Origin of the sequence: Neomoorella sulfitireducens, from assembly GCF_024733845.1 — a bacterium.
Classification (GTDB): domain Bacteria; phylum Bacillota; class DSM-521; order Neomoorellales; family Neomoorellaceae; genus Neomoorella; species Neomoorella sulfitireducens.
The window spans coordinates 79,765-97,743 of record NZ_JANRHG010000003.1 but is presented as its reverse complement, the minus strand read 5'-3'; the positions used below and the strand labels follow the sequence as shown (position 1 = coordinate 97,743).

19 protein-coding genes are annotated in these 17,979 nt (G+C 56.9%); all 19 read right to left on the bottom strand.

The window, feature by feature from the left end; genetic code table 11:
- Positions 1-4: 4 nt before the first annotated feature.
- Positions 5-625 carry an amino acid kinase family protein gene (locus NWF31_RS04890; RefSeq protein WP_258359392.1) on the bottom strand — a complete coding sequence of 207 codons (621 nt, stop codon included), beginning with the start codon at positions 623-625 and terminating at the stop codon, positions 5-7.
- A 23-nt stretch (positions 626-648) separates the two neighbouring features.
- Positions 649-1,917 (bottom strand): hydantoinase/oxoprolinase family protein, encoded by a 1,269-nt coding sequence (locus NWF31_RS04885; protein WP_258359391.1) that lies wholly within the window; start codon positions 1,915-1,917, stop codon positions 649-651.
- Between the two features lie 45 nt (positions 1,918-1,962).
- Positions 1,963-3,120 carry an ATP-grasp domain-containing protein gene (locus tag NWF31_RS04880; RefSeq protein WP_258359390.1) on the bottom strand — a complete coding sequence of 386 codons (1,158 nt, stop codon included), beginning with the start codon at positions 3,118-3,120 and terminating at the stop codon, positions 1,963-1,965.
- Positions 3,121-3,154: 34 nt separating this feature from the next.
- Positions 3,155-3,943, bottom strand: coding sequence for a (5-formylfuran-3-yl)methyl phosphate synthase (locus NWF31_RS04875; RefSeq protein ID WP_258359389.1), 789 nt, complete (start codon positions 3,941-3,943; stop codon positions 3,155-3,157).
- Between the two features lie 18 nt (positions 3,944-3,961).
- On the bottom strand, positions 3,962-4,903 hold the full coding sequence (locus tag NWF31_RS04870; protein ID WP_258359388.1) for a triphosphoribosyl-dephospho-CoA synthase: 942 nt from the start codon (positions 4,901-4,903) through the stop codon (positions 3,962-3,964).
- Between the two features lie 15 nt (positions 4,904-4,918).
- Positions 4,919-5,875, bottom strand: a complete 957-nt coding sequence (locus NWF31_RS04865; RefSeq protein ID WP_258359387.1) for an ATP-grasp domain-containing protein — start codon at positions 5,873-5,875, stop codon at positions 4,919-4,921.
- A 20-nt stretch (positions 5,876-5,895) separates the two neighbouring features.
- The gene (mch, locus tag NWF31_RS04860) at positions 5,896-6,873 is read right to left on the bottom strand and encodes a methenyltetrahydromethanopterin cyclohydrolase (RefSeq protein WP_258359386.1); all 978 of its coding nucleotides are present in this window, start codon (positions 6,871-6,873) and stop codon (positions 5,896-5,898) included.
- Entirely contained in the window at positions 6,855-7,709 is an 855-nt protein-coding gene (locus NWF31_RS04855) for a formylmethanofuran dehydrogenase subunit C (RefSeq protein WP_258359385.1), read from the bottom strand. The genes mch and NWF31_RS04855 overlap by 19 nt, the downstream gene beginning before the upstream one ends.
- 29 nt (positions 7,710-7,738) lie before the next feature.
- The gene (gene fhcD / locus NWF31_RS04850; protein WP_258359384.1) at positions 7,739-8,644 is read right to left on the bottom strand and encodes a formylmethanofuran--tetrahydromethanopterin N-formyltransferase; all 906 of its coding nucleotides are present in this window, start codon (positions 8,642-8,644) and stop codon (positions 7,739-7,741) included.
- Entirely contained in the window at positions 8,635-10,293 is a 1,659-nt protein-coding gene (locus NWF31_RS04845) for a formylmethanofuran dehydrogenase subunit A (RefSeq protein WP_258359383.1), read from the bottom strand. The genes fhcD and NWF31_RS04845 overlap by 10 nt, the downstream gene beginning before the upstream one ends.
- Positions 10,286-11,185 carry a formylmethanofuran dehydrogenase subunit B gene (locus NWF31_RS04840; RefSeq protein ID WP_422880244.1) on the bottom strand — a complete coding sequence of 300 codons (900 nt, stop codon included), beginning with the start codon at positions 11,183-11,185 and terminating at the stop codon, positions 10,286-10,288. Before NWF31_RS04840 ends, NWF31_RS04845 begins: the two co-directional genes overlap by 8 nt.
- Before the next feature lie 51 nt (positions 11,186-11,236).
- Complete coding sequence (locus tag NWF31_RS04835; RefSeq protein WP_258359382.1) at positions 11,237-11,572, bottom strand: hypothetical protein; 336 nt, start codon at positions 11,570-11,572, stop codon at positions 11,237-11,239.
- A gap of 24 nt (positions 11,573-11,596) precedes the next feature.
- A complete protein-coding gene (locus tag NWF31_RS04830) occupies positions 11,597-11,959 on the bottom strand; it encodes a molybdopterin dinucleotide binding domain-containing protein (RefSeq protein ID WP_258359381.1) in 363 nt (120 codons plus the stop codon).
- Positions 11,956-13,254 (bottom strand): ATP-grasp domain-containing protein, encoded by a 1,299-nt coding sequence (locus NWF31_RS04825; protein WP_258359380.1) that lies wholly within the window; start codon positions 13,252-13,254, stop codon positions 11,956-11,958. Before NWF31_RS04825 ends, NWF31_RS04830 begins: the two co-directional genes overlap by 4 nt.
- A 5-nt stretch (positions 13,255-13,259) precedes the next feature.
- A complete protein-coding gene (locus tag NWF31_RS04820; protein ID WP_258359379.1) occupies positions 13,260-14,120 on the bottom strand; it encodes an NADP-dependent methylenetetrahydromethanopterin/methylenetetrahydrofolate dehydrogenase in 861 nt (286 codons plus the stop codon).
- 34 nt (positions 14,121-14,154) lie between these two features.
- The gene (locus tag NWF31_RS04815; protein ID WP_258359378.1) at positions 14,155-14,826 is read right to left on the bottom strand and encodes a DUF447 domain-containing protein; all 672 of its coding nucleotides are present in this window, start codon (positions 14,824-14,826) and stop codon (positions 14,155-14,157) included.
- Positions 14,827-14,830: 4 nt separating this feature from the next.
- On the bottom strand, positions 14,831-16,267 hold the full coding sequence (locus NWF31_RS04810) for a DUF6513 domain-containing protein (protein ID WP_258359377.1): 1,437 nt from the start codon (positions 16,265-16,267) through the stop codon (positions 14,831-14,833).
- Positions 16,268-16,337: 70 nt separating this feature from the next.
- Entirely contained in the window at positions 16,338-16,883 is a 546-nt protein-coding gene (locus NWF31_RS04805) for a flavoprotein (protein ID WP_258359376.1), read from the bottom strand.
- A complete protein-coding gene (locus tag NWF31_RS04800; RefSeq protein WP_258359375.1) occupies positions 16,880-17,908 on the bottom strand; it encodes a beta-ribofuranosylaminobenzene 5'-phosphate synthase family protein in 1,029 nt (342 codons plus the stop codon). The genes NWF31_RS04805 and NWF31_RS04800 overlap by 4 nt, the downstream gene beginning before the upstream one ends.
- Positions 17,909-17,979 lie beyond the last annotated feature (71 nt).

The window sequence follows — 17,979 nt, the reverse complement described above, 5'->3', positions numbered from 1 at the left end:
TCGTTCAATAATAAATTCCCTCGGTTTGACCTGCTTCCAAAAGTTTGGCCAACCGCTCGGGATAAAGACCGTTAACAATCCATACCCGAAGATCAGGAGGTACGGCTTGACTAAAAAAGGGATCGACAATTGTATTTTTAATCTCAGGAACCACATCTACACTTTTTAATAAGACCAATAAACGAGCTTTCCACACCCTGGCTATATACGCAGCAATGGAATCGGAAGTAACATCCCAGGAAAGGGGTAAATCTTCCGGAGGCACGCGGCTTATTAACCTGGAACAGAGCAGAATAACTGGATAAGATGATGCCAGCTCTATTAATTGACTGCCCGTCCTCTCTTCCCCCAGATCTAGCAACCTGCTGCCGGGTATAAATTCCCGCAAAAGATAGGCGTACTGGTCCATGGAGGATAAGGCCATAAAGTGGCAGGTAGATTCCCCCAGACCCAGTTTCTGCCCGTACTCCCGTACGACTTCGGCAAAAGGCCCCCCGCCGGGCACGATGGCTAAAGAATATGACATCGATAAACGAGCGATTTCTTTGCCCAAGCGGCCCAGGACCCGGCCCCCTTCGTGATAAACCAGGCTTCCTCCAATCTTAACCACAGTTAACGCCCGCAACTTTGCCCCTCCTTCTCTAAAATTCACGTTTCTAATTGAGAGGCCAATAGCCAGGCAACGGCATAAGCAGTAAGGGCATATCTCTCCCACCGGCCATTGTCTATTATCTCACCCTGACTGCCGGGCGCCAGTTCCCACCAGGGAATAGCTTCCCAGCCCAGACGACCTGCTATTTGTTCCAGGAGAAAAATCCCCTGGCCGGCCATTATCAAGCGCCGTGGCCAACCCGGCGGCCAACCCTTTGCCGGTTCCTGTCCTTCTGGCGTCAATCCCGGTCCTGTTTCCCGTCCTCCCGGCGGCCCCATCTGCGGCGGTTCTTTGCCCAAAAACCGCCGGCTACCCCCCTCCTCACCCTGCCGTGGCAGCATCCGGTGACCCGATGCCGGGCACCAGATGCCATTTGTTCCCCGGCTGCGGGAGAGTACCTGCCAGATAGCTTCAGTTACCTGTTGGATTTGCTTCTCCACTATATAACGGGCCACAGCATATATCCCACTCCATCCCAGGACTTCGGGCTCAGAGGCCACCACCCGGGCCAGGCGCCGGGCACAGCCTCCCGGGGTCCGCGCACCGTTGTCAGGAACCGCCGCCACATAATCTTCTTCCCGGATGTATCCCAAAAACCGGTAAACATCAGCCGTAATGGCAAAATACTCGCCGGTCACCCGGCAGGGGCGGCCATTAATAAATACACTGCCCGTTATGGTATTGACCGGCGTCCGGATTATACCGGTATAGACGAGTTCCCCCCGTTCCAGCCGCTCAACGTCAGTTCGTCCGTAAACCTCCACCCTGCCCCGGGACAGCGGCAGTATATCCGTAGTGGTACTGCCCATATCCACCAGCAGGGCAGTGGTATCCTTCACCCGGGAGGAACGAGCTAAAGCGGTGGCGCTGGCCAGCCAGTTGGCAGCAGCTGCCTCCATGGGTTGTTCTTCTGCCCCGGCAAGGCTAACGAAATCTCCATTTAAAGTCCAGACATAAACCGGTGTCCCGGTGAACACCTGCCGCGCTGCCGCCAGGATCAAGCGAACTCCCTGGACCTTAGAGGTGAAAACATCGCACAGCTCGGCAGTCATGGTCAAACCTACCGCCCCGGGTGCACGGCCGGAGCCAAATCGCCACGCCTGCCCCTTCAGCCTTTCCAAAACCCCGTACAGGCCTTCCGGGTCACGCCAGACTTCATAATAAATCGACTCCCCATGGACGCGGATAACCTGCCCGTCTTTTATCTCCAGCCAGCAGGCCTTGGTATTGGCCCCACCGATATCCAATCCCATAACTACCGGCAAAAAGATCCCCTCACTTGCAAGTAAAATACCTTGAGCAGCAGCCCGCTAGGTTATGTTTTTCCCTGCGCTTACCCGGTAAGTGAATTGCCCCGCAATCTGCGGCAGGGGAGGCAGGCGGTGCTTGAGGCAGGCATCCAGAATATACCGGGCCAGGTTAACATTAACTACTTCCCGCAGGGCTACATAGGCCACGGTAACCCGGGGATTTATCTCCATAACTACCGGGCCAATTGAACTGAGTACCAAGTCTACCCCTACATAGCCGGCCAGCCCCGGGATAAGCTCGCAGGCCCGCCGTGCTATATCCAGCGCCACCTGGGCCTGGCGATGGGAATAGGGCGCCACGACGCCTATAAAATCGAGGTTATCGCCGGAGATTATCTGGCGGTTCAAGGTCAAAGGCAAAACCGTACCTGCTCCAGGTTGACTACCGGCACCGGGGCCTTCTGCATACGGCGGTACTACCAGGCAGCTCACGCTAACCGGATCCCCGGCTACATACTCCTGTACCAGAAAGGAGGGATGGTTGGAGGTGGCAGCCACCCTCTTTAAAGCGCTTTCCCAGCGGTGCGGGTCTCTTACAACCGTAATTCCCTGGCTGCCGGCGCCGTCCAACGGTTTTACCACCGCCGGCACCGGGAAACGATTAATTAGCCGGGAGGTTAACCCGGAAGGCAAAGGTGAAGAAAAGACTTCACTGTGCGGGGTTAAAAGCCCGGCCTCCCGGCACAGCTGTAAAGTTTGAGCCTTGTCGCCGGCCGTGGCCACTGCCTCGGCCGATGAACCGAGTAAGATTTTCCCCCGGCGCTCAACTTGAGCCGTCAGCCGGGCCAGAAGTCCTCCCGTCTCCGGGGCAATAACCAGTGCTCCTGCACACTGCTCCAGGGCTTCTGCAAAAGCTCCTCGCCATTTTTCTTCATCAAGGTGAGTTCCCCCGTCTTCCTGCGGGCAGGGTTGCAACTCGACCGGCCCGCCGGAATCTTTATCTGTCACCAACGCGTGTACCTGTCCTGCATACGGAGCGCTTGTAACCAACGGCTGTAAACGACTATCAAGTACTGTAAGAATCTCTAAGCCGGGAATGCACGCAAAATCGCTAAGGACGGCGTTTAACATCGAGAAACCCTCATGGAGCAGGCTTTCTTCCTTATCCCTCCCGGTAGTTCCCCCGGCTGAAAAATATTCAAAAATCAAAACGCGCAAGTAAATGTCCCCCAGTAATCATTTTGGTAAGAACCTAAAACGGTCTTGCCCGCAATAAGCTTATCCCCGCCTCGGGGTCCAGATTGGTAAAGAGAAGGGTTTTAAGATAGCTCACCCGTGCCGCGGTCACCCGTCCCCGGAGGCGGTCACCGCCGCAAGCTGCCGCCCGAATACCGATGATATCAGGGCCTAGTTGAGCGAGGGAAGAAAGGTGACCGGGTTGCACGGAACCGGCAAGACCGCATAAGAGTTCCTGGCGGTGGCAGTTATCTATAAAATCACAAATTTGCTCCCGGGATAGGATCTGGATCAGGGAAGTTCCATTTTTCTCCCAGGTGTCTACCAGGCAGCCTGTCGCCCCGCCTTCCCGGGCCATCATGGTAAATTGCTCCAAAGTCCAGGAAGCGGAAGCCAGGGTATCGGCATAAGCCACGGCTACTATCCCGGGAGGAGTGGGAAAACAGGAAACTAACCCCCGGGTTATTTCTTTCAGAGTGGCAAGTATTTCCCGGGGCAAGGTGGAACCCGGGAAACCGATTTTTAGATAATCAGGCCCGCAGGTCGCCGCCCCTAGCGACGCCAGGGCCGCAGCACAGGGCTTTCCCGGAAACTCTCCCAGGGCTACACTAATCGGGATGGTCGCTTGCAAATGCCGGCAAATAGCCAGGGTAACCTGCGGGGACGGAGCCCCTAAAGGGCCTTCCGCCGGGTTTTTAATATCAACTATATCCGCACCCCCCCGGCTGGCTGCCACAGCCTCATCAAGGTTGATGACGCTTACCAGGAGGCGCGGGCCGTGATGCCGCTGCTTACCGCTGTCCAAGGATATCCTCCTTCCCCCTCATTTGGATCCTGCTGCCGGTCGGCTCCGGCGCCAGAACTCCGGGCCACCCTCCAGCAACAACCAAAAAAGGGCAGCTGCAGTTATATCGGCGGTGGCGCCCGGATTTAACATTTTTCCCTGTTGCCGCAACCAGCTGTCTAATTGCTTAACAGCTTCACGTCCGTTCGCAGTAGTCCATCCACCCGCCTTCCACGCCTGCCGGGCCCTGTGCTGCACCTCTGTGACTGCCTCGTTCCCCGTTTTCCGCGCGATTAAGGTATCCTGGTAGCGGCTCAACAGGTAAAGGTGGGTCTGGGCGATGGCCTCCGGCAACTCCAGGCCCTGTCGCAAACTCCGGAGCAACATTGGACCACCCATCGCAAAAGTCAGCCGGTAACCGGTAGCGTATTCCCCGGCTATCAGATCCCGGCCTGCCGCCAGCTGCATAGCTGCCAGTAAAGTTATTTGCGGCACTTCCTCCCGGTAAATATCGTGGGCTTCTACCTGCCCCATCCCTGAGGGTGTCGCTAAACGGATGGCTTCGTACACCGCCCGGGTATCTTCAACAGTCAGGCCATTGAGTACCTTGCTTACTTCAGCCATTAGCTCTTTTTTACTGCGGCCTTTTCCTACCGGGTAAGGATGATAACTGCCGTCTGTCATCTGGCCCCACGCCTTGGCCAGAGGAACCATCAGCAGGACCATGCCCAGGTTAGTGTTCGAGGCTACCACCCGGCGGGTGGCGGCAATGGCCTGGAGCACGGTTTCGCCTACACTCTGCCGGTGAGCACGGCCCAGGGGCTGCCCCAGGGCCAGGGCGCTCAAGAGAAAATCTTCCAGGGAACAATCAGCAAAGTCATGAAAACGATTGACATTGCCTACCTTGGGAGCAGCCGCCTCGAGGATACAGGCCGCCTGTCCCGCCCAGGCAATATCCCGGCGAAAATCGCATTCAGGCATAATTTTCCTTCCTTATTAACTCCATTTTGATACCCGGCGGCTCCTGGAATAGCCCATCTTTTCTTTCTCCAGGCATTTATCGACGGCATAGCCGGCGATGACACGGGCGATGTCAACAGGAGCCACCGACTGCAGGCCGCTCCAGCCAGGTATGCCGTTGGCCTCCAGGATATAAGGCTGGTTATTGCAGATCAAAATATCCACTCCCAGGTAATCGGCACCCAATACCTCGGCAGTTTTCAGGGCCAGCCGGGATAAAGCCGGGTCGGGGTTTACGTGTTCAGGTACGGCCCCGCAGGCGATATTGGTTTTCCAGCTGTTACCGCGGCGGCGCATGGCACAGACCACTTCTTTGCCAACTACTAAAAGGCGAAAATCTTCGTTGGCATGGGGTAAAAACTGCTGCAGGTAATAAATATAGCGCCCCAGTTCCAGAGCCCGAAAGACGCGGTAGGCTACATCCAGGTTATCTACCAGCACCATGCCCTGGCCACGGGAGCCGAAAAGGGGCTTTACTACCACGGCGCCCAGCTCTTTAACCGTTTCCAGGGCCCGGGTGAATTGTTCGGTCACCAGCGTCCGTGGCACCGGTAAACCGGCATCGGCCAGTAGCGCCGAGGTGTAAAACTTATCAACCGTCTTCTCCAGCACGGCAGGCCGGTTAATCACGGTTAGACCCAGGTTTTCCAGGCGGCGGAGCACATCTACCCTGTAAATCACCTGCTCTAAAGAGCCTCCCGGCAGGGACCGGACCAGCAGGGCATTGAGGGTTTCCAGCCCGGGCTCACTCCCCGGCATTGCTTCTACGGCCAGCGGTCCCGGGATATGAACGGTCAGGCGCGTGGGAGAAATCAAGACCACCTCTGCCTTCAGGCTCTGTAAAGCCGCAGCTAAAAGCTGAACATGGGTAGACCGGGAGGTTCCCAGGATGCCAATACGGAGTTTTTCCTGCTTCCTGCTAGCCAGTCCCACTGCTATCACTCCCGGGTATTTCATTCCGCCAGCCCGAAAGAGGAGGCCAGGATGTCCGGGCGCACGGAACCGGCATGAAAAGTGCGGCCGCTTTTCAAATTGCTCACCCACACTTCAGCCGGGCTGAATAAAAAGGGGTCGATGCTATAAAAGTCGCCATAACGCCGGAACAGTTCCCCGAAGGGCTGGCCGTAATCGCGGGAGGCCCGGGAGGGAACCCTGGTCACCAGAGAAGCTATATTATCGTCCTCATCCTCGACATTATAATGAACTATCGATCCGTAAAGCACCGCATCGTTGGTCCGGCCTATGGCCGCCAGGTCACCCGCGGCCACCGGTGGTACAGGGCAGATACCCCAACCGCTACGTATAAGCCCCAGATCATAACCCAGTTCCTTCAACTTATGCAGGCCTGTCTCTACCGCCCTGGCGGCAACCTGCACCGAGCCCGCGGGCGAGGCTGTAGGAGCTACCAGGATATAGACATCGGCCGGACTGCGTTTACATTTTTGCACAATATATTCAGCTACCTCTGGCGACGGGAGCCGGTTGCTTTCCAGGCAGACAATGGCCGGGCCGGAGCAATCTTCATAATCCAGCTCCTGGAATAGATCTTCTACTCGAGCTGCCGCCCGTCCCGGTCCCGAACCCATGGCTAAAAATTTTTCTTTTTTAATCGCCCACCCGGCATACTGGGAGGCCAGGCAGGCACGTACCGGGTGATCGGTCATTACTTCCACCGCCGGCCACTGCCAGCCGCCAAAATTCATCCAGTGCAACTCCACCCTGGCCAGGCCCCCCAGGCAAATAGCGGCAAAAAGGCGGCCTGCTTCCCATCCCCCCGGGGCTTGAACGCCGCAGTCGATCACGGTAACCTTATCTAGGATATAGACTTCCACCCGGAGCTGATCCGGCCTGGCCAGCATTTCCCGGACCAGGGGCAGGGCCTGGAGATTGGGACTCAGAGATGGCGCGGCTTTTAATTTAGGGACTGGCATACCAGGATTTCCCCCTTTCCCCCTTCGTTGGCATCGCCGCTGAAACGCTTAAAACTCATTTCCCTGTAATCCGGGGGCAGCGCGAAACCCTCCTGTTGCAGGTAATTATAGAGCAGGCGCCAGAAGAGAGGTCCATAGGTGCAATCATAATAAAAGGTGGGCAATAGCTCGCCGGGTTGCAACAGGATAATGGTACCCCGTCGCATCTGTGCTCCTGCCCGTAAACCGGGCGCTCCCCGCACTACCACCGTCCCGGCAGCCATCCCGAAGCCGGCGAAGTCACCGCAGTTACCGCCGACGGCAATCACACCCCGGCGCATGCGGGCACCCAGCATCTGCCCGGCGTCATCCCGGATAATAATAGTCCCCCCTTGCATTCCCGTCTTATAACCACGGTAAGCGGCGCCGGCAAAATTCCCGGCCGATCCCTGCACCAGGATTTTGCCGCCTTGCATATGGGCTCCCAGCCAGTCCCCGGCCTGCCCCTGGATAACCAGGGTGCCCCCGCGCATAAAGGCGCCGGTATGGGGCCCTACACTTCCCCGGATAAGCATCTCTCCCCTGCTCATGCCCCAACCCAGCCGCTTGAAACGGGACAGGTCCCCAACCAGGTGCAGGGTTGCCAACGGGGCGTTATCGTCATCCTGTTGCGCTTCTGTTTCCTCCACTTCTACGCGAAAGTAATCGCCCACCCTTTCCTTGCTATTACCAACCCACAGGGGAAGATCTTCAATTTCCCGGCGATCTTTGGCGGTAACGCTCTCCGGATTGATGCTTTCTGCTTCTACAGGTACCGGGGGTGTTTGTTTGAGAAATAAAGTAATTCTTACCGGCACACTCTCATCTCCCACATCCGATGATGCTTTCATTGCAAAATTTGCCGTAAAGGGAAGAGGTGCTTTCCTAAACGGCCGCCGTAATTGCCGGCGGAAATGCCCCTTACGCCCTCAAGGCAGGCGGCACGTATGCCCACCCGCATGGCTTCGGCAACCGCTTCCGGGGTCAACCCGTCAATAACAATCTCCAGCACCGCGTTGACGCCCGGAGGGAGCATGGTCTGAGCCGCGATCCCCCGTAAAGTCGGGCAAAATGCCACGTTGGTTGAGGCCTTAAGGAATTTGTAGCGGGATCCCACCTGGCTGCCGCTGCGGACCACTCCTCCCGGGAAGGGCAGGATGACCCCGCGCACCGCGTGTATGGCCTCAACAGCCGCTTCCGCCGCCGCCAGGGCCGCCGCCGCCGTTTCGGCCAGGATAAGGAAGTTCCCGCCCCCCACCCCTTTGACCACGGTGAACTCTTCCTGGACGAGAAACTCGCCCTCCATCACCGGGATGCGCCAGAAACGCCGCCCGTCGATAACCTTGCTGCTCTGGTAACCGTCGCCGAAAAAGCGCAACTTGCCGCCTATCTTCAGTCTGGCGGCAGGTTGTTCCTGCCGCCCGTAATCTGGCACCAGGCCGTCGTAACAGGCGGCGGTAGGGGTGGTCATGACGGCCTGGCCGATACGGTTCAAAAGCTGCTTTTCCATATCTTCCTTGGAGGTAGTAAAAAAGAGGCAATCAATGCCGGGTCTACCGTCGGGGGAAGACAGGGCCGGGCCCTCGATGCCGGCTTCCACCCCGCAACCGATAATCGAAGTGGCAAAGCCGGTAGCAGCACGGGCTGCATGGCCGGCCCACTTTTCATTAACCGCCGTAACGGTTACCCTTGCCCCGTACATGGTAAAGGCTTCGGCGAAAGTATCTTCGATGGTTACACCGTTTAAGCGCATGGGATCACCTCCGGCCGGGCCACATATGCATCTTCTACCGTATAATTAGACAAAGATATAGAGTAAAAAGCGGCAAAATCTTCTTCCAGCTCCTCCGGTAAGCGATTGGGTGCGGGGGGGCTTACTAGAAAACGCTTACCGTAACAACTATCAACCACCTGACCGTCGCGGACAACGATTTTCCCGCCCTTGATTACATACACAGGCCGGGCGAACATGGCTTCCTTATCCTGCTGGGGCCGGTAAATCGCTACATCGGCATCGGCACCTGCGCCCAGGTGTCCCTTGTGCTTTAACCCCAGGGCCCGGGCCGGGCCGGCCCGGGTGATGATAGCGATCTCCTCTAACGTGTATTCGCGGTCAAGTTCCGCCAGGAGGGTATAGTCCTTAACTTTAGGATGCAGGCGCTCCATTTGCGCCCGGCGATAATCGCCGTCCATCAACAACCGGATTACCTGGGGATAAGCAGTAAAAGGCCCGCCGTTGGGGTGGTCAGTAGTTAAGAAAATCTGCCAGGGGTTGGTGACCAGGAGGAATAGCTCCAGGCCGATAGCCCATTGGATGGCATTGGGCAGGCTCTGCGGGCGGTAAACGAGGGGGACTACGCCGGAACCTGTTTCCATCTCCACATCGCAATTACCCCATTTATTCCCGGTCAACCGGTGCAGGCTGAACTGCAAGGGCGCATCGGCGGTCATAGTGGTGGCCGGCCCGAAAATAATCTGCCCGACGTCGCAGGTAAATTCCGGGTGTTCGTTCAGATACCCGGCGACCTGCGGGGCGGCCGACCGGAAACCGCCTTTGGGGGTAGCTTCATAGGCATGGAATTGCAGATGGGTCAGATGCAGGCGGCGGCCTGCCAGGGCGCCCATGGTCGCCAGGGTGGTCCGGTAGTTGCCCGGCTGGCCGATGTGATTGGCGTGAAGGTGTACCGGGTGGAGGAGCCGTAACTCTTCGACGGCTCCCGCTAACCCCAATAATATCTGCCGTGGTGTCACATCGAAGGGGGGTACGGGTGTATCCAGGTCTACTTTATCCCGGCCCCACTTCCAGTTCTCCACCCCGCCGGGGTTGACCACCTTGACGGCGTACCCCTTGCTGCTGCCCAGCAGCCACGCCACCAGTTCGCGCAGGCGTTCCTGCCGGCGGGAACCGTCAGGATCGCTGAGAACTTTCATCACCATATAATTATTGCCCATCAGGGTGTAACAACCTGTATCCAGCAGGGGAGTGTCCTGGAGTTCTTCATGGACGTGGCGGGCTTTAAGGGGCGGGGCGGCAGCTTCAAAGACAGTGGTATAGCCCATCCTTGCGTACAGGTAGCCGGTAAGAAAAGTGCCAGGAGTGGTGTAGCCCGTACTTGAGCGCTGCCACGGGGTTGCAACGGTAAAGTAGTCATAGTGATCCTCGGGGCATAACAGGCGGCCGCTGTTAACTTTAGGACCGGCGATATGGCTATGGATATCTATGCCCCCGGGCATGACAATCAAACCGCTGGCATCAATAATTTCAACCCCGTCACACCCCGGCCGCGCTGGTTTATTCCCTTCCTCCGCCACAATTTTGCCGCCGGTAATGCAAATATCCTTTACTGCTCCCCTGACCCCGTTGATAGGATCGTAAACCTGGCCGTTGACGATTTTAAGCATTGGCGATTCTCTCCTTCAGCGCCCGCAAAACTTCTTCGTCGGACGGATAGGGGAAATCAACAAGTTTCTTTACGCGCAAAGGCACGTTATCCATGCGGTAAAAGGTACCGGCTGCCCCGACTCCCGCCGGGGCTACGGGTATGACGACCTGCGCCCAGGGGGTTGTCAGGTTGCAATGGGGTTCAAGAACGATAGTTGGGATTTTTTGTAAATGTTCGACGGCAGCCCGGGGCAGGTGGGCGCCCGGGTCGGTGGCGATTATAAAGGCGGCATCAACCTCCCGGCGCCCCAGCATATCCACCACGCTGAATTCGCCCGGATTGTAACGGGGATAACCCCGGCTAAAGTTGACGGCAAAAGGATAACCGGTCTGCCAGGTCAGGACATGATTGATGCCGGTAACATTGCCGTGGCCGCGCATGGGTATGGCGTAAAAACGGGTATACCGGTTGAGTTCCCGGATTAAGGTTAACAGGAGTTCGATATTCATTTCCTTACCCCGGCTCATAGTTGTACCTATACCGAAAAAGACTACCCCGTAGCGACAGCTTTGCATTAATTGCGCCAGTTCCTGCCAGGCGGTCAGGGTTACGCCGGCTACGGTACCCGTACCGGGATCTACATTTCCCAGGCGCAAACCTTTGATCAGGGCCCGCAGGGCATTAAATACTTCAAAATCGGTACCGGGTTTTATTTGCAGGAAATAGTCGGCCGCCCTGGCAGTGGGAGTAAGCCTGACGTCAACTACCACTATTTTTTTCCCCTGGCGGCCCCTGGGCGTAAAAAGCCCTTTGGCCAGTGTTGAATAGCGGGTGAAATGGCGCATATGGGCTTCCATGGGATTGCAACCCCAGAAGATTAGCAGGTCGGCCCGGTTTTTTACTTCTCCCAGGGTACATGAAGCCAGCCCTACCTGCTGGCGGGCGATAACGCCCGGGCCGTGTCAATACGAGGCGGGATTATCAATAGTAGCGCCAATTAGTTCGCCTATGGCTATGGCCTCGCGCTGGGCTTCTACGGTAGTGCTGCTCAAGCCGTAAATCAAGGGGAACCTGGCCTGCTTCAAGATACCGGCGGCTATATCCAGGGCTTCGTCAAGGGAAACAGTTTTATTCCCGGCAGTAAGCCGGGCCAGGTTGGACCGGGCATGAAGGAGTTTATTACGTCCTATGGCGCAGGCGCTTTTGACCCTGGTGATTTGATTATTCTCCACCTCGACTTCCAGGTCATCGCAGAGGCAACTGCAAAATGTGCAGACAACATCCTTATGGATACTCATATCGTTCTCCCCCTCCCCGACTTATTATTGTTCATCTCCGGCAGTCGCCCCGTGATACGGCTCCAGTTTAACTTCTAAACCTTTAAAGCAGGGAACGCCGGTTCCCCCGGTATCGGTGCCTATTAACAGGTTGGCGGTGGGGCCCAGGGGGAGGAAAAAAAGCTCCGCGGGCACTTCCGCCGGTCGGCAGGTGACGACGGCTTCGCCAAAAGGGCTCCGCAAACGGGCCCTCTGGCCGGGGGCCAGTCCCAGGGCGGATAATACTGCGGCGTTTACCTCCAGGGTAGCCGTTTCTTTTTGGTACTCAGGGCTTAACTTGCCGCCGACCATGGCTACGCCCTGCCTGGCCGTGCGGACAGTGATTAAAAAACCGGCAATGCTGCTCAAGAGCCATCACCCCATAATGAAAGTTGTTGGCAATACCCCGGCCCGTGGTCGAGATCATGATCGTTGCGCGGGAAGGTTTTGCCCAGAACCCTGCGCGCCCAGGCCGCCCGCACCTGTAGCTCCCGCCAGCAGGAGTAATCGCTTTCCGCCCTGGCCAGGACGGTACAAACAGGTTGACCGCAATCGATTATGGTCCCGGGTACAGGTATATCCCGCAACCCTTGCCGGTAAAGATGCTCTATTTCTTCCTTGGGATCTATTTGCAAAGGAAGGCGGGCGTAAACTATGGCTTTGCCCCAGAAGCACCTGCCGGAGCCGTTATCAATAACCCTGGTCGGAAGGTTAAACCCGGCCTCCGGGCTTTCCCCGGTGTTTTTACCGCAAACGGCCAGGTGAAGGGGAAAGAGCAGTTCCCGGCGCCATTTTTCGATAAGTTCCACCGAGGCCGACCAGCGGGGATTAACCTCTAATATCCAGATACCGTCCCTATTGACGATGAAATCCAGGGTATTCAATCCTCTTAAACCGAAAGTGGCGGTCAGATGGCCGGCAATCATGGCTAACTGTGTTTCTAGGGCCAGCCCCGGGTTGGCAGGTAAAGATAAAGGTACGATATTGCCGGCATAAGTAAAAGGCCCGGCCGCCCGTCCAGCCGGCCCTGCCAGCTGGCGGCTGGTGCCCAGCAAAAACGACCGCCGCCCGTCGGCGATAAAGGTCGCTGAAGCGGGAATACCATAGACCAATTTCTGGATGATAAAACTGCTTTTGTCCCCCAGGGCTGCGAGCTGGGCCAGGGCTCCTTTTTTATCCCGTTCCAAGGGCCGGATACCGTGCCCGCCGCCGCCGGCAATGGGTTTAATAATCCATCCTCCGGCAGCCCAATCAGGTTTCCACTCCTCAACGGCGTAAAAGGGAGGGGTCAAAGCCCCGATCAGGCGGAGGGCTCGTCGTAGCTGCCAGGGGTCCCGTACCTGCCTCAGGGTAGAAGTATTATTGCCGACCAGCAAACCTCGCTGCTCCCACAGCTGCAATTCTTCCGGGTGATTTTCCGGACCCGAGGTATAAATCACCCCTTCGAGAGTACGGGGTTGGAGTTCCCTGTCGCTTACTTCCCCGGCGATCTGGAGCAGGCGTTTAACAGAAGGTTTCAGGCCCAGATCCGTCTTTAACCCTATGGTAGGGCACAGCAGGCGTTGGTCAGCGTCACCAAAATAGTCGATGGCCATCACCGCAAAACCGGAATAGACGGCCGATTCCGCCAGCGACCGGGTGCTAGCTCCTACCAGGAGAAACATGGCCGTTACTCACTCATTTCCCCGGCCAGGGCATAGATCGCCTCCAGATCCATTACCTGATTATTGCTCCTGAATAAAGCCTGAATGGCAGCTTTATGGATTTTCATCTTCAAGTTGCCGATGGCAAGGGCCCCGTAGGCGATTTTTCCCTGCCTTTCCTTACCGTCATCGGTCGCTTTAATACCTTCTATGCCCAGGGGTTCTACGGCATTGATATCCGCCATAATCTCAAGGGATTCTTGTCTCGTCCAGGTAGCCCCGTCGATCAGGCGCACCCCGGGAGCACCGCAACACACCAGCACGTTGACACCCGCCAGCGCCCTGCCGGCTTCTTCGCCATCCCTTACCTGGACCGGTTCTACTTTTACTTTGGCCCGGGTTTCTAAATCCCGGCAAACCTCTTGGGCCCGGGACAGGGAGCGGGAAGTTAGGAGCACCCGGCATCCTTCCCGCGCTAACAGGGTAGCTATGCGGGTACCTACCGGCCCGGTACCGGCCAGGACCAGGGCTTTTTTACCGGCCAGTTTGCGCCCCCGGGCCAACTTTTGTACTGCCGCAGCGGCAGTAGTATTGCACCCGTTGGCGTCGAACATCACGGAAACCCGGAAGGGACCAAAAAAGGTCTGCAGGACGCCATCCATCAGCCTTTCGGCGTCTGCCACCCTGGTGCCGCCGACAAAGATGGCGGAGTTGCGCAGGCTGTCTCCGCCCCGGGTAAACATCACGCCGTACACCAGATTGGTTACTTCCTCAGGAGCAACCCCGCCGCAGGCGATAACTTGATCCACCCCGGCATCATAAGCGGTAACCTGATCAAATACGCTGGCCTTGGCGTCGCTCTCCAGGTGAAGTAAAATCTTTTTCATCTCGCATCCCCCTTGCTGCAGGTTCTCCCGAAATTTATAGCAACAGTGGCAAGCTAAAGCCTTTGTCTTCCAGGTATTTATGGACTAAGGAGAAGGCCTGAAACTCTCTTGCCCCCCCTGTCTTCACAACTAATTGCTGCCAGTAATCCCAGCGGGAAGCTACCTGTTGGGGTGCAAGCCACTGCCAGCGCGTTGCGGCGATGGCAGCTTCCAGTACCGCGAATTGGGCCCGGCAAAAGCCGCGAAAACCGGCTCCTTCTCCCCGGTGCACGATCCGTCCTGTCACCCGGGCCGGCTCGGCTGCAACGTTAAAGTCGCTAACTTTGAACTCCCAAACCGTGCCGCTGCCGGCCAGCCGGGGAGGGCGCACCTTTAGTGACGGTACATATGAGGGACAGGTTGAAAAAAGTGCCGTCTCCACGAAGAGCAGGACGTCATCAATAAAGCAGATCACTCCTTCTCCCGTCGATAACAAATTGGCGTAAGTCCGGGAGCCCCTGTACAGGTGCAGTTCTACCTGCCCGTCTTCCCGGGCGGTGGAAACGGCCTGTCCCGGCGGGACAAAACCGGCTTCCACTGCGGCGCTATCTCCCGCCAATGTCCGGCCTGGTTGACTGCCATGCTCAGAGGGAAGTCGTACTCCTACCGGGGCAAAATTGATTTCACCCGCCGGGCTGATGGTGGAAACTATGGCTTCCAGGATCATCTGATTACTCCTCTTCCCCCTGGGCGCCGTTACCCGCCCCCGGCCGGACAAACCCTTTTCTTTCCTCCTGCCGGTGTTGCCCTGCATCCTCATCCAGGTAGCCCCAGCGTAACGGGTGATCCTGCACGTATTTTTTCCGCAGACGCAAGGCCAGCTCTGCTCTCTCCAGTTCTCGCCCCAGGTAAAAGGCATGACCCGGATCGCTGACCGCCAGCCCGGCAAATAGCTCCTGGGCGGTGGTACCCCGGTGGAAAAGATGATTATTAAAGACATAGATATAATGGTCATCGACAAAAATCCGGTAGTTTCTGTCTCTTACCCGGGTATGCATTTCCCGCAGTTCGGCTTCGCTGAAGCTATTACCCCGGGGATCTTTAATTGTTAAAAGGCCGTAATCCAGGTGTTTCGGCAAACTACCCCGGGCAAGGGCGCGCTGCACCAGGCGGCGAGCCAGGCAAACTTCCTTTACCGCGCCAACAGCCCGGTGGCTGACTTCGGTCGTGAGAACATAATCGATATCCAGTTCCATGGCTATACCTACCAGGAGGGCATTAAGGCCGGTACTGTCGGCATCAATAAGCTCGGTAACATTCCCAATACCCATCAGCAGCGGCTGCTGCGGGAACTTTTCCCGCAGTAGAAAATACCGGCTTATCCCCTCAGCCAGGCCCAGGGTCAGGGGGGGGAGGACTGGATCGAGGACATAGGGTTTGCCCCACTGTTCCAGCTTTTCGATACAGCGCTCCAGAGAAGACAAACCCTCTCCCTCATCAGGTACGATCACGGCCGGGCACTGTAATTCTTTAGCTAATTCAAGGTTACTGGAGTTCAGGCTGAGGACCAGGTCAACCCCCGCCAGGTTGGCGGCGCGGATATCTTCCGGTCGATGGCTATCAACGCTGACAATAAACCCTTCTTCCTTTAAAATACGAACCGTTTCCGCCAGGTGCGGGAAAGGGCGGTGGATATCGCAACCGATATCGATGATGTCTGCTCCGCCGGCCTGGTAATAACAGGCTCGCTCTACTATTTTGGCTAAAGTCAACCGGGAAGCGTCTACTATTTCGGCAATAATTTTAGGTTTCGGCCGGGTCAGATTATCCTCTCTTTCCCCGGCCGGCATGCCATCCGGCAGTTCCGGGCTGTCGAAAAATGCGGGTAAGTCCTTTAGATCGGCGGGTCCCCGTACCACCTGGCAGCCTGTAGCCTCGGTTATCACTTCAAGGGGGCCCTGGCAGAGACCGGGGATAATTATGATCTCAGCACCGGTTTCTCCTTTGACCTGTTGCAGGTTCCGGGCGATGTACCCGGTAGTCATAAGCGCCGCTACCGACCGCTTCAGGACTTTGATGGTGTACCCGCCTTCGAGATTGAGGTTGCGGGCTACCCTCTCCAATGCTTGATAGGCTATCTTGCCGGTTACCAGCAAATATCTGGGCATTGAGCTGTGTTTAATCCTCCATATGAAGGCGTAGTTGTGTAGATACCACGAGAAATAAGCCAAAGTACAATTATTTCCGGCTGGTACTTAAAATCTGATCGATTTCCCGGGGATGTTTAACGACGGTTACCCCCGGGCAGGTGGAAAGGCGGGCCACATTTTCCAGGTCAATATTCCGGGGATATACCCGGACCCTGAAACCCGGGGGTGCCGGGGAATCAATTTCCGGTCCAATATCGGTTGGTAAAACGACAACAGGAACCCGGCATTTACCGGCATGGGCAAACAGGTTGGTAACCAGGTTATCTGAGATTCCGGCGACAAATTTAGCTATCGTGTTGGAGGTGGCGGGAGCGATAATCACCAGCCGGTAGTAACCCCGGTAGAGCCCGGTCACCGCCCGGGAACTGGCGCTGCGGTCCCAGTAAAGCCGGTGGCCACATCCAAGCAAGCTCTCCAGCAAACCATACCCGGCCAGCACTTCCCGGGCCGCCCGGGAAATAAAAACGTCTATGTCATGTAGCTTAACTAAAAGCTCCATACATGGGGCCAGGAAATGCCCCCCGCCGGTGATTCCCCAGGCAATCCTGGATGTGACCCTCTTTTCACCTGTCATAATGTTCCTGTTGACCTCATTTCTGGAACCTGCTGCCCGGTTGCACCGGTTTCATTCCAGCCCCAGGCAGCGCCATGATTGATTCCCCGGGCTCCTAAAACTCGCCCGCGTTCTCCTAAAAACTTCCTGGTAGCTTCCACCAGGAAGGATAATCTTTCCCCTTCTACAAAGCCGTAAACTGCCGGCCCCCATGAACTTTGTCCCACCCCGGCCGCCCCCAGGGACAGGAGGTATTCAGCCACTTCCGCTCCTTCCCTGGTAGCGAATACCCCTCCCTGGACGGGGCTAAAATAATTGCCAACCTGCTTTTGAATCTCGGTAACAGCTTGACCGAAGAGGTACAAATTTTTTTCAACCAGGGCCGGCAAAAGCTGCATTAAGACTATCCGCGCCACACGGCCTGCCAGCCCTGCTTCCATAGGCGGCAGGGAACTAAATGCCTCTTCTTCCTTGCTCCCGGCCATTTTCTCTTGCGTACGAGGAATGGCCAGCACTATGCCCCACTCCCGGGGAAAGGGGTGCCGGGCGATTACCGGTGGTACGACGTAGGGACCGCCTCCCTGTCCTTTGCCTTGAGCTACCGGGCGCCCGCCGTCGACGACGAAGCCCCCCCCTTCAAACACTGCCACCCCGATACCGGAACGGCTCCCTTCCCGGTCGGTCACTTGGGCCAGTTCCAGTAAAGAAGGCTCCAGACCATAAACGCGCGTCAGCGCCACCCCTATAGCTAGCGATAGCTGGGTACCTGAACCCAAACCGCAATGGGCCGGCAAGGATTGGAGGATGCGGATGCTGGCTCCGGGTAAGCGATAGCGCTGCAGGTACTGGCTGGCGATGCCTATTACACGCTTGGTTTCAGACTCCGGTCCCTCTACCTTAAGCCGGGAAGCTTTCTCTACCGCTATTTCCAATTGAGGCCGGTCTATCGCCAGGCCGATACCGCCGTAAAGCCGGCCTAGCGATCCGTTAAGATCCAGCTGTCCCAGGTGCAGGCGGGCCCCGGTTCTAACCCAGAAAGTCGGCATCCGCTTTTCTCCCTCCCGGTAGACTTGTTCATCGAACGGCGGGTATGCTATCAATTTGTTTCCTGCGGCTG